Consider the following 15,161-nt stretch of genomic DNA (forward strand, 5'->3'; position numbering starts at 1 on the left):
CTATTACGTTGTCGTAGATTCTCTAAAAACTAAATTTGTTTCAATTATTTCTGTGGTATATTGTTCATCTTCCTCTTCCTTCTCCAAACGATCAATCAACATTTTAGCAGCTTTTCGTCCCATTTTAATTCCATTTTGACTTACAGTAGTGATAGTTGGTGTTGAAAATTGAGAAATAATTCCATCTGTAAAACCTATTACTGATAAATCTTGAGGGACTTTTTTACCTAATTGATGTGCAATTTTTATAGCGTTTACAGCAAACAACTCGTTAACTGCAAAAATAGCATCAATGTCATTTCTTTGAATCAATTCATGTATTTGATATTGACAATGCTCAATGTCTTCAATCTTTAAAATCAAATCTTCATTTACTTTTAAATTGTAATCTTTAAATGCCTTTAGGTAACCTTCGGTTCTTAGTTTACCCACACTTACATAGTCAACTGTTGTAATTAAAGCTATATTTATAAATCCTTTTTCTATAAAGAATCGAACGGCATCATATGCTGCTAGTTGATCGTCAATGATTACTTTATCACAAAACACATCATTCGTAACTCTATCAAATAAAACCACTGGCATTCCTTGATTGATGGCTTCTTCAATATGATGAAAATCTTTTTTTAATTGTGTTTCTTTTGAAAGCGACATAATGAATCCATCGGTACTTCCACTTGCAAGCATTTCTAAATTGATGACTTCCTTATCAAAGGATTCATCTGACAAACAAACAATTACATTATATCCTTCTTCATTGGCTACTTGCTCAATTCCGCTAATCACTGTGGCAAAAAAATGATGTACAATTTCTGGAATAATCACCCCAATTGTTTTGGTTTTTTTATTTTTTAGACTTAAAGCAATATTATTTGGTTTGTAATTATAAAGCTTTGCAAAAGCTTGAACTTTTTGTCTAGTTTCTTCGCTAATTTCATGACTATCCCTTAAAGATTTAGAAACAGTTGATATTGAAATATCCAATTCTTTTGCAATTTGTTTGAGTGTAACTTTTCTTCTCATCAGAAAATTATTTTTTTTGAAATGACAATTTATTGTTTTTTAAATTATTTTTTGTATAAAATTCACAAGTTTTTTTCAATAAAACTATAAAGTTTTCAACACGAAAACGTTTTCGATGGTGTTTTTCAGATACTTAACTTTTTTTTGTGATTTATTTACATAATTTTAACAATTGAAGTGAAAATATAAGCAACTAAAAACAGACAATTAACTTAAACAATTTGTATGAAAACTACGTTAAAAAAAATGCTATTTTTTATGCTCCTGTTGCCATTAAGTATGTTCTCACAGAGCGTAATTAAAGGTAGGGTTGTAGACAGTGGAAATGCTCAACCACTAGCAGGCGTAACGGTAGCCATTACAGGTACAAAAACTGCTACCAGTACTGACAATCAAGGTAATTTTACCTTAAAAAACGTAAAAAACGGAAACACAATTACGTTCTCTTTCATAGGATTCAACTCCCAAACAATCACCTATAATGGTCAATCTTCCATTGAGGTATCAATGGTTGCAGGAGATAAATCCATAGATGAAATTGTAGTTATTGGATATGGAAAAGTGAAAAAGAAAGATGCCACTGGTTCTGTTACACAAATAACTTCAAAAGAGTTTAACAAAGGAGCTACACCTACGGTAGAAAATTTATTAAACGGTAGAGTTGCAGGTGTCCAAATTTCAACTGGCGGTGGCCCAGCTTCGGGTTCTGCTATACGAATTAGAGGAGGATCCTCATTATCTGCTAACAACGAACCATTAATTGTGGTAGATGGATTACCTTTATCGGGATCGAACGAAGGAACTCCTTCAGGATCAAGAAATTTCTTAGCCACCATTGACCCAGCTACTATTGAATCTATCACTGTTTTAAAGGACGCAGCTTCAACTGCTATTTATGGATCAAGAGCTTCAAATGGTGTCATTTTAATTACAACCAAAAAAGGAGGAAAAAATCTTAGTGTTGAATACAATTTTCAATATGGATCAGGAAAAAACAAAAGAAAAATTAATGTATTAAACGCAAAACAATTTGTTAATGCTATAGAAACTTACTATCCAGATTTAACAAATCAATTAGGTATTGATGATCCAACAACTACAGCTACTGACAATTTATTAACTCCGGGAATTATTGAAGGAAGATTATTGTATGATACTGATTGGCAAGATGAAATTTACAGAAGAACAGATTATGTAGTAAATACACTTAATCTAGGTGGAAGTTTATTCAATAAAATACCAACTCGTTTAACCGTTAGTAATACTTACCAAGAAGGATTAGTTTTAACAGATAGATTTAACAGAACGAATTTTGGACTTGCTTTAAGCCCTAATTTTTTTGACAATCACCTTAAATTAAATGTAAATGCTAACTATTCAAATGAAAAAAATAAATTTGCTGCTACACCCATAGGAGCAGCATTGAGAATGGATCCTACAAAACCAGTTTATAGTGGAAATAGTGATTGGGGTGGTTTTACAGAATTTTTATTAAACACTACAACTAGTCAATTGGCTTCTGGAGGTACAAGAAACCCTGTTGGAAATATTTTATTAAATGATAATAGTTCCAATGTAAATCGTTTCTTTGGTAATTTCCAAGTAGATTATAAATTCCATTTTTTACCAGAATTAAGAGCTGTAGTAAATATTGGTATTGATCAATCTAAAGGAAAAGGAGTAAACCAAACCTCAAAAAGTTCATCAGTAGCTTTCAGCGTTGATAATGGAACCCTACAAAGCAATAAATTAGGAAACTATAATACGTACTCTTCTGATTTAACAAATAAATTATTTGATGGATATTTGAACTATAACAAAAAATTTGGCAAACTTGAGTTAGATGCAACAGCTGGATATTCATATCAAAAATTTGAAAGAAAAGTTTTTGGATCAGGAAATATCTACAATCAAAATGAAATAGCAGATACTTATACTGCTCCAGATTTAGTATTAATTGGTTTCTTTGGTAGAACTAATTTTACATGGAATGACAAATATATCTTATCTTTATCTTATAGAAGAGATGGGTCATCACGTTTTCCAAAAGATGAAAAATATGGAAACTTCCCAGGTGCATCTGTTGCATGGAAAATCAACAAAGACTTATTCACTGAAAGTAAAATTATATCAGACTTAAAACTTAGAGCAGGTTGGGGTGTAACTGGTCAACAAGATTTAGGCGAAAACGATTACTTTCTAAATAGATACCAAACAGGTAATCCTGATTCTCAATATACATTTGGCAATAGTAGCTATATAGTTGGAATACCTCTTCCTTTCAATAACAAATTAAAATGGGAGGTAACCACAAACTACAACTTAGGTATTGACTATGGCCTATTTAATAATAGACTATCAGGTAGCTTAGATGTTTTTTACAAGGAATCAACAGACTTATTATTTAGAGAAGCCCCTTTTGCTGATGGATCTAACTTTTCAAACAAAGGTCCTCAAAATGTTGGGAGTTTTACAACAAAAGGAATTGAATTCAATATCAACGCTGATATTTTTAGAGATACAGCCTTTAAATGGAATTTAAACTTTAACACGTCTACTTACGAAAGAAGAATTAAAGAGTTACCCGCTGGAGGTGATTTAGCTGTAGGAGGAATCGGTGGCGGTACAGGAGGCACAATTCAAATTTATAGAGAAGGATGGACACCAAATTCATTCTATGTTTACAAACAATTATATAACGCTGCAGGCATGCCAATTGAAGGTGTTTTTGCTGATATAAATGGGGATGGAATTGTGAATGAAAACGACCGTTATATCTATAAAAATCCAGACCCAAATATATTGTTTGGTTTTCAATCTAACATGAGTTACAAAAATTTTGATCTAGCTTTTAACTTAAGAGCAAGTATCGGAAATAAACTTTACAACAATGTTAATTCTGCCAATGCTTATACTAACTTTTTAAGAGATGTAGGAAGTACAGTAGGAAATATACCTACAGCAACTTTCGAAAGTGGTTTTGCAAGTTCAGGTAATAACGTAATTTTCTCTGATTATTATATTGAAGATGCGTCGTTTCTACGCGTTGACAATATCACTTTTGGGTATACATTCCCTCAAACTGAAAAAAGAAAATCAACCATTCGATTGACTGCAGGTATACAAAATCCAAATTTCTTATTATTTACAAAATATTCTGGTTTAGATCCAGAGATTTTTGGTGGAATAGACAATACTATTTATCCTAGACAAGAGCAAATCTTAGTTGGTGTAAATGTTAAATTTTAAAAAAATAACTATGATACAGTTTAAATCAAAATTAATCGCATTAGTTGGTGTTATAGTTCTCAACTATTCATGTACCAACGATTTAGACGTTACTCCAAAAGATGATGATATATTTTTATCCGAAAATTTTTTCAACAACCCTAACTCTTATAAACAGGGATTAGCTGGTGTTTATGGAAATCTATCACTTACTGGAATAACAGGAGCAGGATCGTCTAATATTCAAGGATTAGACCCAGGAACAAGTCAATATGGTCGCTGTTTGTGGTACTTACAAAACTTAAGCACAGATGAGGTTATTTGGAGTTATGAAAACGACCCAGGTGTGGCTGAAATTCAAAGAAATACTTGGACTTCGAATAATCCAATTATTTTGGGAATGTTTGCTCGCGGTATGGCACAAGTTGCATTTTGTAATGAATATTTAAGACAAACTACTTCTGAAAAACTGAATGAACGTGGAGTAACCGACGCTCAGTTAATTACAAATATTGCAGATTACAGAAATGAAGTTCGTGCACTTCGTGCATTAGCCTATTATCATTTAATGGATATGTTTGGTAAAGCTGCTTTCTACACAGAAAATGACCCTATCGGAATAGCTGGTCCGGAATATAATAGAGCACAATTATTCACATTCATTGAATCAGAATTAAATGCAATTTTACCTAATTTAAAAGCTCCAAGAACAAATGAATATGGTCGCGTTGACAAGGCTTTTGCTTGGATGATTTTAGGTAAAATGTATTTAAATGCGGAAGTTTACATTGGACAAAACAAATACAACGACTGTGTGAACATGTGTAATAATATTATCTCTGGTGGATATATATTAGAAAACAATTATTTAGATAATTTCAAAGCTGATAATCATACATCTACAGAAATGATTTTCACTTTACAATCTGATGGAAATGTTACTCAAAATTATGGTCCAACCACAGTAATGGTGAATGGCCAAGTAGGTTCAATTGAGCAAAATGGTGTTTCTCTTGGTGTAGGTTCAGGAGGATGGGGAGGCGCTTTGCGTTTAAGAAAACAATTTGTTGAAAAGTTCCAAGGTGCTTCATTCTCTTCAGATGAGAGAAAAACAATTATTTCTGGCACGAGACCCATTGAGATTAACTCAATTGCTACTCAAAATCAAGGATTTATTTTAGCAAAGTACTCTAACGTTTCTTCAACAGGAATTGCAGGGCCAAACCAAACCTTTGTGGACACTGATTTCCCTCTTTTCCGTTTAGCTGATGTTTATTTAATGTATGCTGAATGTGCAATTAGAGGCGCAGGTAATGCTTCAATTTCTCAAGCAGTAACCTATGTTAATTACTTAAGAGAACGAGCAAACAACAATTCTAGTGCTAATATTAATTCTGGTGACTTAACATTAGACTTCATTTTAGACGAACGTTTAAGGGAATTACATTGGGAAGGTCATAGAAGACAAGATTTAGTTCGTTTTGGCAAATATGCCGGTGCTAACTATAATTGGACTTGGAAAGGAAATTCTCAAAGTGGTGTTGGTATACCTACTTATAAAAATTTATATCCAATCCCTGCAATCAGTTTGTCTTCTAATCCAAATTTAACTCAAAATATAGGTTATTAATCAATACTTACAATTAATTATGAAAAATATTTTAAAATCATTCGTTTTACTATTTGCTTTAACAAGCTTAGTTTCCTGTGAGGATGAAAGTGATAAATTAATCCTAGAAGCAAAAAACGATCCGTCTTTCCGTATTATTACACCTGCAGATGGAGAAGGTGTTGTATTAGTTGAAGCTACTCCTAACAATGCTGCTTTAACTTTAAATTGGGCTCCTGCGCAATACTCAGTAACCACTGCTGTTACTTATGAAGTACAAATTGCTAAAGTAAACACAGACTTTGCAGTACCTTTTACCTTATCTAGTATCACAAATGGTGCTACTAATACTGTAATTACTATGGGGCAATTAAATACTCCTGCATTATTGTGTGGTGGTGTACCTTTTGTTTCAACACCAATAGAAGTTAGAATTAAAGCTTCAGTTGCTGGAACTCAAGAACAATACACTAGTCCAATTATTTTCAATGTAACTGCTTATGGTTGTTTAAGTCAATACTTAGTAGGTGCAGGTGTACCAGATGCTGGATGGGGATGGTCAACTCCTGTTTCAATGATTTGTGACAACAATATCCTAACGGCAAGAACAACCTTTGCTAATAGTGGAAATGATTCATTCCGTATATTCACAGAAAATGGAAATTGGAGTTCAGGGAGAAATTATCCTTTTTACGCAAACAATGGATATAAAATTTCTAGCGTTTTAGTTAACGCAAATGATGGAGATCAAAACTTTAAATTCAACGGAGCAACTGGCGTTCATAAAATCATTGTGAATGAAGTAAACAAATCAATCAGCATAGGAAGAAGTTCAGTTGTCTCTGGCATTGAACCTTTATCACATTGGTTAGTAGGTGCTGCTACACCTGGTGGATGGTCATGGGCTGGAAATAATGAATCAGAATGTAGATTAATAAACACCGGAGTATATGAATCAATTATTCAAATGAATAATGGTGAAACATTCAGATTGTGGACAGCAAACAATGGTGGTGATAGTTGGGGTGAAGAAAACAGAAATTATCCTTGGTATGTTACAAATGGTTATACTATTGATTCCGAATTAATTAATGGACTTGATGGGGATAGCAATTTTAGATATGTTGGACCTACTGCTGTTAGAAGAATTATTTTTGATAACGTAAATAAAGTTATCACAGTAGATTAATTAAAAATAGGACTGGAAACAGTCCTATTTTTGCATCTAAATAGTTTAAATACCAAAATCTTCTATGAAAAAGATACTACTTTTATTTTTTACACTATTGACTGCTACGTTGCTGGCTCAACAACAAACAGCTACATATTCGATTAATCCATCTGTTTTTGAGGATAATCAAAGTATTACTATAACAATAAATGGCAACTCAATTAATGAGGCAACATGGGGTGTGACTGGAAATGCCCTTTATCTATGGGCTTGGTCTTTTGATGTAAATGATACCAATATACTGGATTGTCCAACAAATGGAATATGGACGAATTCTTCTGAAACTAATAGACTAAATTACAATACTGCTACCGATACTTATACTTATACTCTAACTCCAAATGCTTTTTACAATAGATTTACAGGAATTGGGAAAATGGGTTTCTTAGTAAAAGCAAAAGATGGTACCGGTGATAAAAAATCTCAAGACATTGTAACTGAAGTGGGAGCTTTTAACTTTACGTTAATAAATCCGATTCAAAATTCAACAACTGTTCAAAACAGTGGTGGATCTATTTCCATTAGTGCAACAAATACAAACGGTACGGCTAATTACCAATTAAAAGCCAATGGAAGTTTAATTGCTGCAGCCACTCAGACTACTTCTAGTTATTCATATATAGCGACTTCCATAGTTACCAATACTGAATTTGAATTAACAGCTACTCAAGGAGCGACAACACTTTCAAAAAAATTCATGGTAATCGTCAACCCTAACACGATAAATCAAGCACTACCTGGGGGGCTAGAAATAGGTATAAACTACAACACGACAGATCCAACCAAGGCTACTCTAGTTTTAGACGCACCTTTAAAAGATTTTGTTTATGTAGCAGGAACTTTCAACAACTGGCTTCCAAACAGTAGTTATGCTATGAAAAAAGATATTAGTTCATCTAAATTTTGGATTGAATTAACTGGCTTAACACCAGGTGTTTCTTATTTTTACCAATATTGGGTTGTTGACCAAACCCCAATCGCAAATACTCCAAAACTTGTTAAAACAGCTGACCCATGTTCTACACTAGTATTATCTCCTTATGATGATCCTTGGATTCCTTTTACCTCTTATCCTGGATTGCCTAGTTACCCAACTGGACCAGAAAGAGAAGTTAGCGTTTTACAAACCGGACAAACACCTTACCCTTGGGTAGTAACTAATTTTAATAAGCCAAATAAAGACCGCTTAGTTATTTATGAAGTACTAATTAGAGATTTTGACACCAATAGAAACTACCAAGATTTGATTAACAAAATTGATTATTTTAAAAATCTAGGTATTAATGCAATTGAACTAATGCCAATAATGGAATATGAAGGAAATGAAAGTTGGGGTTACAACACCTCCTTCCACATGGCCTTAGACAAATTTTATGGTACTCAAAATAAGTTAAAAGAATTTATTGATTTATGCCATCAAAACGGAATCGCTATCATTTTAGACATTGCTTTTAATCATGCCTTTGGAAGAAATCCAATGGTTCGTATGTGGATGAATGATCCTGACGGAGACGGTTGGGGGAGTCCAAGTACAGAAAACCCTTATTTTAATACTACTGCACGTCATAGTTACAGTGTAGGAGAAGATTTTAACCATACATCTACCTTTACTAAAGACTATGTAAAAAGAACACTAAAGCATTGGATAAACGAATTTAAAATTGATGGTTTTAGATGGGACTTAACCAAAGGATTTACTCAAAATTGTTCACCAGGAAATGATGCTTGTACTAATGGCTATCAAGCAGATCGTGTTGATGTTTTAAAAGAATATGCAGATTATTCATGGAGTTTAGACGGAAACCATTATGTTATTTTTGAACATTTAGGGTCAGATATTGAAGAACAACAATGGGCTAATTATAGAATAGCAGAAGGAAAAGGTATTATGATGTGGGGCGAAATGTATACTCAGTATAAAGAATTAGCCATGGGCTATTCAAATACAACAGGAAATATTGCTCGAATGGATTATAATACAAGAGGTTTTACTGGCAAAAGATTAATAGGATATCCAGAAAGTCATGATAAAGATCGTATGATGTTTGAAGCAAAAACCTATGGTTCTAATTCAGGAACAAATCCTGTTTTAAATAACGAAAGTAATGCAATTAACAGAATGGCTGCACTTGGAGCAATAAGTGTGCTAATACCAGGTCCTAAAATGATTTGGCATTTTCAAGAATTAGCAATGGATGACTCTATTTATACTTGCAGTAATAGTACCGTAAATACCGAAACAGACACAACTGCTGGAGACTGTAAACTTGAAACAAAACCACAGCCTCAATGGGTGGAAAATTGGTTAAATACCGCTCCAAGAAATCAGGTATATACAGATTATAGCAAATTCATGAAGCTTAAAACTCAAGAAAGTGTTTTTAATGGACAATTTGCTATTAGTCCTCAAAGTGGAGATAATTTGAAGCAACGTATCTATATTTATGATAATGCTTTACCAGTAACACAATTAAAAAATGTGGTTATACTTGCTAATTTATACACTTCGCCTCAAAATATAACTCCTGATTTTCCTTACACTGGGACTTGGTACAATTTAATGAATGGAACTAATATAACCGTTAGTAATACCACTAACCCAATTACACTCAACCCAGGAGAATATAGAATCTATGGAAATCAATTGTCAACTGTGCTTTCTAATTCATCAATTACTATTGAAAATCAACTGAGTCTTTATCCAAATCCCACAAAAGATTATTTTACATTAACACAAGATGTAGAAAAAATTGAAATTTACTCTATAACTGGACAACTAATTAAAACAGTAAACAAAATTAATGCGTTAGAAGACGTAAGCATAAAAGATTTAACAAAAGGTATATACTTCATTAAAATCAAAACTTACGACTCCAAGTCAATCTCCAAAAAAATAATTAAAGAGTAAAAAAAGAAATCCCGAAGACGAAACAACTTCGGGATTTTATTTTATAAACTAGTTTTGAATTGCTCTAAGAATCGCACATCGTTTTCATAAAACATTCGAATATCTCCTATTTGATATAACAACATGGCAATTCGTTCTATTCCCATTCCAAAAGCATAACCTGAATATTCTTCCGGATTAATTCCGCAATTTTTTAATACATTTGGATCTACCATTCCACACCCCATAATTTCTAACCAACCAGTACCTTTAGTAATTCTATAGTCGGTTTCCGTTTTTAATCCCCAATAAATATCTACCTCAGCACTTGGCTCAGTAAATGGGAAATATGAAGGACGAAGTCTAATTTTAGATTTTCCAAACATCTCTTTGGTAAAATATAATAATGTTTGTTTTAAATCTGCAAATGAAACATCTTTATCAATATATAAACCCTCTACTTGGTGGAAAATACAATGTGAACGCGCTGATACCGCTTCATTTCTAAAAACTCTACCTGGAGAAATCGTACGAATAGGTGGTTTATTGTTTTCCATGTAACGCACTTGAACAGATGATGTATGCGTACGTAATAAAATATCTGGATTTGTCTGAATGAAAAAAGTATCCTGCATGTCTCTAGCTGGATGATATTCAGGCAAATTTAAAGCCGTAAAATTATGCCAATCATCTTCAATTTCTGGACCTTCCGAAACGTTAAAACCAATCGTAGAAAACACATCTAAAATTTGATTTTTAACTAAAGAAATAGGATGTCTTGAACCTATTTCCATAGGATATCCTGGTCGGGTTAAATCCCCAAATTGTCCTTTAGACTCTTCTTTAGTTTCTAACTGCTCCTGAATCGATTTGACTTTCTCCTCAGCCGTGTTTTTCAATTCATTTATAACTTGTCCGAATTCCTTTTTTAATTCATTCGGAACATTTTTAAACTCAGCAAAAAACTCTTTTAATATACCTTTACCACCCAAATATTTTATTCGGAATTCCTCTAAACGTTCTTTATTATCAGCTTGAAATGCTTTAGCCTCTTCAATATGCTGTTTTATTTTGTCAATCATGGTCTTGTTCTAATTGAGTGCAAATTTACTAAATTCTTAAGAATATTTATTTATTTATTTTGGCTGCACTCAAGCCATTTTCATAAGATAAAAATTCACGCTGTCCATTTTATCTTAAAATGATGACTTTAAAAACTTCATCATCTTAAGGATGTCATTCCCATCGTGGCAGTATTTATTACTATTATTCAATTAACCCTTTCTCTAAAAAATACTGCACTATGGCTTCTTTCATTAAAACGGCTTGCTCACCTGCCTTCAGAGGGGGAAGTTGGCTTTTTATTTTATAGTGGGGCCAACCTTCTTTATCAAAATAGTCAAACTCATAATAGCCATAAGGTTCTAATAACCTACAAATAGCAATATGCATTAAATTTACTTTTTCATCTTTTTTAAAAGTGTGATTGGGTTTTCCCAATTCTTGCACGCCTATCAAATAGATGATGCTATCTAAATCCATAGTTTCGCCATCTGCAAAACGATTAGATAGTATTTTCACTACTTGTTCCCAACGTGTTTTTAAGAGGTTATCTCTCGACATATTTTTTTATTGCAAAGATAGGGCTACATTCTCAAATTCAATAAATTTTGATTACTTTGCTAAAAAAATAATAATGCTTTTTGTAGATATTTTGTTTGCTATTACTCTTTCTTATGCTCTTTATAAAGGATTAAAGAATGGATTATTTGTTGAATTGGCTTCTTTTTTCTCCTTACTTATTGGCATTTATGTAGCCATTAAATTTTCATCTTTTGTTAGAGCAACACTTGAATCATGGTTTTCTTGGAATCCAAAATACATCCAAATTACAGCTTTTATACTTACTCTTCTACTTGTAATAATTGGTATTCAAATGGCTGCAAAACTCTTTTCAAATATGGCTAATTTCGCTTATTTAGGTTGGCTTAACAAATTAGGAGGCGCTTTTTTAAGTGTTTTGAAAACAGTCCTTATTTTAAGTGTACTAATAGGATTTGTTGAAAAGATCAATTTTAATAATTGGTTATTAAGCCAGAGAACAAAAGAAGATTCAATGTTTTTTCATCCTATCCAAGAAATAGCACAATTTGTTTATCCCTCCTTAAATGAATGCTATGACTTTGTAAAAGGGGAAGCTTCCATTGAAAATAAAGAATGTGATTCATCAATTAAAAAGTAAAAAGTCGCCCGAAGACGACTTAAACTTATTTGTTTAAACTATGTATATAAACTTCTAGAGCGTCTAATTCTTCATCAGATAACGTTTTAGTAATAGCAAAATTCGCTTTCATTACTTCATACTGACTAGGATCGACCAAAGGTTCTCCTTCGCCCTTTAAAAACAAAGCAATACTCGCTTTCTTATCTTTATAAATTTTTGATATCTCTTTTAAGCTAGGTCCAATTACTTTTGCATCTGCTTTATGACATGTAGCACAAGTTCCTTTTCCTTCAAAAATCTCTTTACCTAATTCTTCAGGTGTTTGAACTGTTGTCGCTTCTTTAACAGAATTACCCATGGGGTCCGTTTCAGTTTTTTTCCCACAACTAGTCAAGAAAAAGAAACAAGCTACGGTTAAAAAAGTATAAGTTATTTTTTTCATTTTACGTATTTTTTCTATCCAAAAGTAGTAAATACTTTTCATGGAAAGACTGATATAAATCAGTTTATTGGTTTAATAAAATAGCCGCTTCTTTAGCAAAATAAGTTGATATTAAACTGGCTCCTGCGCGTTTAATACACATTAATTGCTCCATCATAATTTTATCATGATCTAACCAACCTCTTTCGGAAGCCGCTTTAATCATAGCATATTCACCCGAAACATGGAAAACCGTTACAGGAACATTTACTGCATTTTTCACTTCACGAACAATATCTAAATAAGCAATTCCAGGTTTTACCATGACCATGTCAGCGCCTTCTTCTACATCCCAAAGGGCTTCTTTAACCGCTTCAATTCGATTCGCATAATCCATTTGGTAGGTTTTTTTGTCTTTTGGTACTTCAACATCAGCATCTTTTGGTGCCGAATCTAATGCATCTCTAAACGGACCATAAAATGCTGAAGCATATTTAGCCGAATAACTCATAATGCCTACATTATGAAAACCTGCCGCATCTAAACCTTGACGTAAACGTAATACACGACCATCCATCATATCACTTGGCGCAACAAAATCGGCACCAGCTTGAGCATGAGAAACCGCCATTTTTACCAAAGCATCATTCGTAGCATCATTGGCCACATCGCCTTTTTCAATAATTCCGTCGTGACCATAAATCGAATACGGATCTAAAGCGACATCTGGCATTACAATCATTTCGGGACAAGCTGCTTTTATAGCACGAATGGCACTTTGCATCAAACCATTTTCGTTCCAAGCTTCTTTTCCGGTGTTGTCTTTTAAATCATCGCTAACTTTTACATAGATGTTAACCGCACGAATGCCTAAAGCAAATAATTCTTTCACTTCTTCCATCGTTAAATCTAAAGTGCGACGGAAAATTCCTGGCATAGAAGGAATTTCCACTTTAGTGTTTTCTCCTTCCATGATAAACATAGGAAACATAAAATCAGCCGGACTCAAGCTGGTTTCTCTTACTAAACTTCTTATAGATTCGTTTACTCTTAAACGACGACCTCTGTGTATTGGAAACATATTTTTATTATTTAGCTGTCAGCTTTCAGATATCAGCTTTCAGAGTTGTTTATTTTAATTATTAATCCGTGTAACATTTTTCTAATTTCTTTGATTTTTTCCAAAAAAATTTCTCCTTTTGACTTTTCAAGAAACATTAAATCGGTACTAAGTATAATTTGGTATTCCAATTCATTAATTGAGCCATAAGCGATTGCTAAAAATCTAGCAAAATCTTTATTTGTGTTTCTACCCGCTCCTTCAGCAATATTTGTAGGAATAGAGCTAGATGATCTTTTCATTTGACTTGTTAAGGCAAAAAGCTCTTCTTTTGGGAAATTTTTTAGTTCTTGATACAACTCTAAAGTTAATTGATGAGATTTTTCCCAGACCTGCAATTTTTTATAATCTCTCATAATCTTTTATTTGCTGATTACTGATAGCTGAATTCTGAAATCTAAAACCAATCTTTAGGATGCTGTAATACCTTTATTAATTTTTCTTCTTCACTTCCTACTTCAGGATGGTGATCGTAGACCCATTGTACGTGGGGTGGCAAACTCATCAAAACACTTTCGATTCTACCGTTCGTTTTTAGTCCAAATAAAGTGCCTTTATCGTGAACCAAATTGAACTCTACATAACGGCCACGTCTAATTTCTTGCCATGTACGTTGTGCTTCGGTATAGGGTAAATCTTTTCTTCTTTCTACAATTGGCACATACGCTTGTAAAAACGAATTACCAACTTCGGTTACGAAATTGTACCAATCTTCCATCGACATGTTTTCAGTTTCTTTCAAATAATCGAAAAATAAACCGCCAATTCCTCTTGCTTCATTTCTGTGTGCGTTCCAGAAATACTCGTCGCATTTCTTTTTATAGTTTGGATAAAACTCAGGATTGTGTTTATCGCAAGCCGTTTTACACGTTTGATGAAAATGTTTGGCATCTTCTTCAAACAGATAATAAGGAGTTAAATCTTGTCCGCCACCAAACCATTGGTTGATGATGTTACCGTTTTCATCATACATTTCAAAATAACGCCAATTGGCATGAACCGTAGGCACCATTGGGCTTTTCGGATGAATCACCAAACTCAATCCACAAGCAAAGAAATCCGCTTCTCCTACACCGAACATTTTTTGCATGGTATCAGGCAATTTTCCATGAACGGCTGATATGTTTACACCGCCTTTTTCAAAAACAGCTCCGTTTTCAATAACTCGTGTGCGACCTCCGCCACCTTCTGGTCGTTCCCAAATATCTTCACGAAATTTGGTACTACCATCAATAGCTTCTAATCCTTTACAGATTTGATCTTGTAGGTTTTGTATGTAGGTGTAGAATTTATTTTTCATTTTCACGTATTTGAATATAAAGGAAGCAATATTGATATTAGAATAGCAAAATAAGAAAGTAAAATATCTAAAATTGATGTTTTAGAAGGTCTATAATCCCATCTTGTAGAAATAATTA

General features: G+C 33.1%; 12 protein-coding genes. 5 read left to right on the forward strand and 7 right to left on the reverse strand.

Features of this window, described 5'->3' with window-relative positions:
• Positions 1-3: 3 nt before the first annotated feature.
• A complete protein-coding gene (locus tag QZ824_RS07490; protein WP_291275400.1) occupies positions 4-1,023 on the reverse strand; it encodes a LacI family DNA-binding transcriptional regulator in 1,020 nt (339 codons plus the stop codon).
• Between the two features lie 225 nt (positions 1,024-1,248).
• Here QZ824_RS07490 and QZ824_RS07495 point away from each other — a divergent pair, with 225 nt between their 5' ends.
• The 4 genes from QZ824_RS07495 to QZ824_RS07510 all read left to right on the forward strand — a co-directional run bounded on the left by QZ824_RS07495 (position 1,249) and on the right by QZ824_RS07510 (position 9,999).
• Positions 1,249-4,272, forward strand: coding sequence for a SusC/RagA family TonB-linked outer membrane protein (locus QZ824_RS07495; protein ID WP_291275401.1), 3,024 nt, complete (start codon positions 1,249-1,251; stop codon positions 4,270-4,272).
• Positions 4,273-4,282: 10 nt separating this feature from the next.
• A complete protein-coding gene (locus QZ824_RS07500) occupies positions 4,283-5,881 on the forward strand; it encodes a RagB/SusD family nutrient uptake outer membrane protein (protein ID WP_291275402.1) in 1,599 nt (532 codons plus the stop codon).
• 19 nt (positions 5,882-5,900) lie between these two features.
• The gene (locus QZ824_RS07505; protein ID WP_291275403.1) at positions 5,901-7,049 is read left to right on the forward strand and encodes a SusE domain-containing protein; all 1,149 of its coding nucleotides are present in this window, start codon (positions 5,901-5,903) and stop codon (positions 7,047-7,049) included.
• A 64-nt stretch (positions 7,050-7,113) separates the two neighbouring features.
• Entirely contained in the window at positions 7,114-9,999 is a 2,886-nt protein-coding gene (locus QZ824_RS07510; protein ID WP_291275404.1) for an alpha-amylase family glycosyl hydrolase, read from the forward strand.
• Between the two features lie 41 nt (positions 10,000-10,040).
• Here QZ824_RS07510 and pheS read toward each other — a convergent pair whose 3' ends face one another.
• Together pheS and QZ824_RS07520 are read right to left on the reverse strand one after the other, a co-directional pair.
• A complete protein-coding gene (gene pheS, locus QZ824_RS07515) occupies positions 10,041-11,060 on the reverse strand; it encodes a phenylalanine--tRNA ligase subunit alpha (RefSeq protein ID WP_291275405.1) in 1,020 nt (339 codons plus the stop codon).
• A gap of 184 nt (positions 11,061-11,244) precedes the next feature.
• A complete protein-coding gene (locus QZ824_RS07520) occupies positions 11,245-11,601 on the reverse strand; it encodes a hypothetical protein (RefSeq protein WP_291275406.1) in 357 nt (118 codons plus the stop codon).
• Between the two features lie 73 nt (positions 11,602-11,674).
• On the opposite strand from QZ824_RS07520, the gene QZ824_RS07525 reads away from it, so the two are divergent.
• Entirely contained in the window at positions 11,675-12,220 is a 546-nt protein-coding gene (locus QZ824_RS07525; protein ID WP_291275407.1) for a CvpA family protein, read from the forward strand.
• A gap of 25 nt (positions 12,221-12,245) precedes the next feature.
• On the opposite strand, the gene QZ824_RS07530 is transcribed toward QZ824_RS07525, so the two are convergent.
• The 4 genes from QZ824_RS07530 to hemF form a co-directional block, all read right to left on the reverse strand.
• On the reverse strand, positions 12,246-12,644 hold the full coding sequence (locus tag QZ824_RS07530; protein WP_291275408.1) for a c-type cytochrome: 399 nt from the start codon (positions 12,642-12,644) through the stop codon (positions 12,246-12,248).
• Positions 12,645-12,708: 64 nt separating this feature from the next.
• Positions 12,709-13,704: a porphobilinogen synthase gene (gene hemB, locus QZ824_RS07535; RefSeq protein WP_291275409.1), complete on the reverse strand. Its 996-nt coding sequence runs from the start codon at positions 13,702-13,704 to the stop codon at positions 12,709-12,711.
• A 32-nt stretch (positions 13,705-13,736) separates the two neighbouring features.
• Positions 13,737-14,099 carry a four helix bundle protein gene (locus QZ824_RS07540; RefSeq protein ID WP_291275410.1) on the reverse strand — a complete coding sequence of 121 codons (363 nt, stop codon included), beginning with the start codon at positions 14,097-14,099 and terminating at the stop codon, positions 13,737-13,739.
• Positions 14,100-14,140: 41 nt separating this feature from the next.
• Positions 14,141-15,043, reverse strand: coding sequence for an oxygen-dependent coproporphyrinogen oxidase (gene hemF, locus QZ824_RS07545; protein WP_291275411.1), 903 nt, complete (start codon positions 15,041-15,043; stop codon positions 14,141-14,143).
• Positions 15,044-15,161: the final 118 nt, after the last annotated feature.

This window comes from Flavobacterium sp., from assembly GCF_021151785.1.
Lineage (GTDB): Bacteria > Bacteroidota > Bacteroidia > Flavobacteriales > Flavobacteriaceae > Flavobacterium.

Bases quoted from the DNA above. Each gene is read 5' to 3' on its own strand.
- QZ824_RS07490 (WP_291275400.1), bottom strand. From the start codon at position 1,023: ATGAGAAGAAAAGTTACACTCAAACAAATTGCAAAAGAATTGGATATT.
- QZ824_RS07495 (WP_291275401.1), top strand. From the start codon at position 1,249: ATGAAAACTACGTTAAAAAAAATGCTATTTTTTATGCTCCTGTTGCCA.
- QZ824_RS07500 (WP_291275402.1), top strand. From the start codon at position 4,283: ATGATACAGTTTAAATCAAAATTAATCGCATTAGTTGGTGTTATAGTT.
- QZ824_RS07505 (WP_291275403.1), top strand. From the start codon at position 5,901: ATGAAAAATATTTTAAAATCATTCGTTTTACTATTTGCTTTAACAAGC.
- QZ824_RS07510 (WP_291275404.1), top strand. From the start codon at position 7,114: ATGAAAAAGATACTACTTTTATTTTTTACACTATTGACTGCTACGTTG.
- pheS (WP_291275405.1), bottom strand. From the start codon at position 11,060: ATGATTGACAAAATAAAACAGCATATTGAAGAGGCTAAAGCATTTCAA.
- QZ824_RS07520 (WP_291275406.1), bottom strand. From the start codon at position 11,601: ATGTCGAGAGATAACCTCTTAAAAACACGTTGGGAACAAGTAGTGAAA.
- QZ824_RS07525 (WP_291275407.1), top strand. From the start codon at position 11,675: ATGCTTTTTGTAGATATTTTGTTTGCTATTACTCTTTCTTATGCTCTT.
- QZ824_RS07530 (WP_291275408.1), bottom strand. From the start codon at position 12,644: ATGAAAAAAATAACTTATACTTTTTTAACCGTAGCTTGTTTCTTTTTC.
- hemB (WP_291275409.1), bottom strand. From the start codon at position 13,704: ATGTTTCCAATACACAGAGGTCGTCGTTTAAGAGTAAACGAATCTATA.
- QZ824_RS07540 (WP_291275410.1), bottom strand. From the start codon at position 14,099: ATGAGAGATTATAAAAAATTGCAGGTCTGGGAAAAATCTCATCAATTA.
- hemF (WP_291275411.1), bottom strand. From the start codon at position 15,043: ATGAAAAATAAATTCTACACCTACATACAAAACCTACAAGATCAAATC.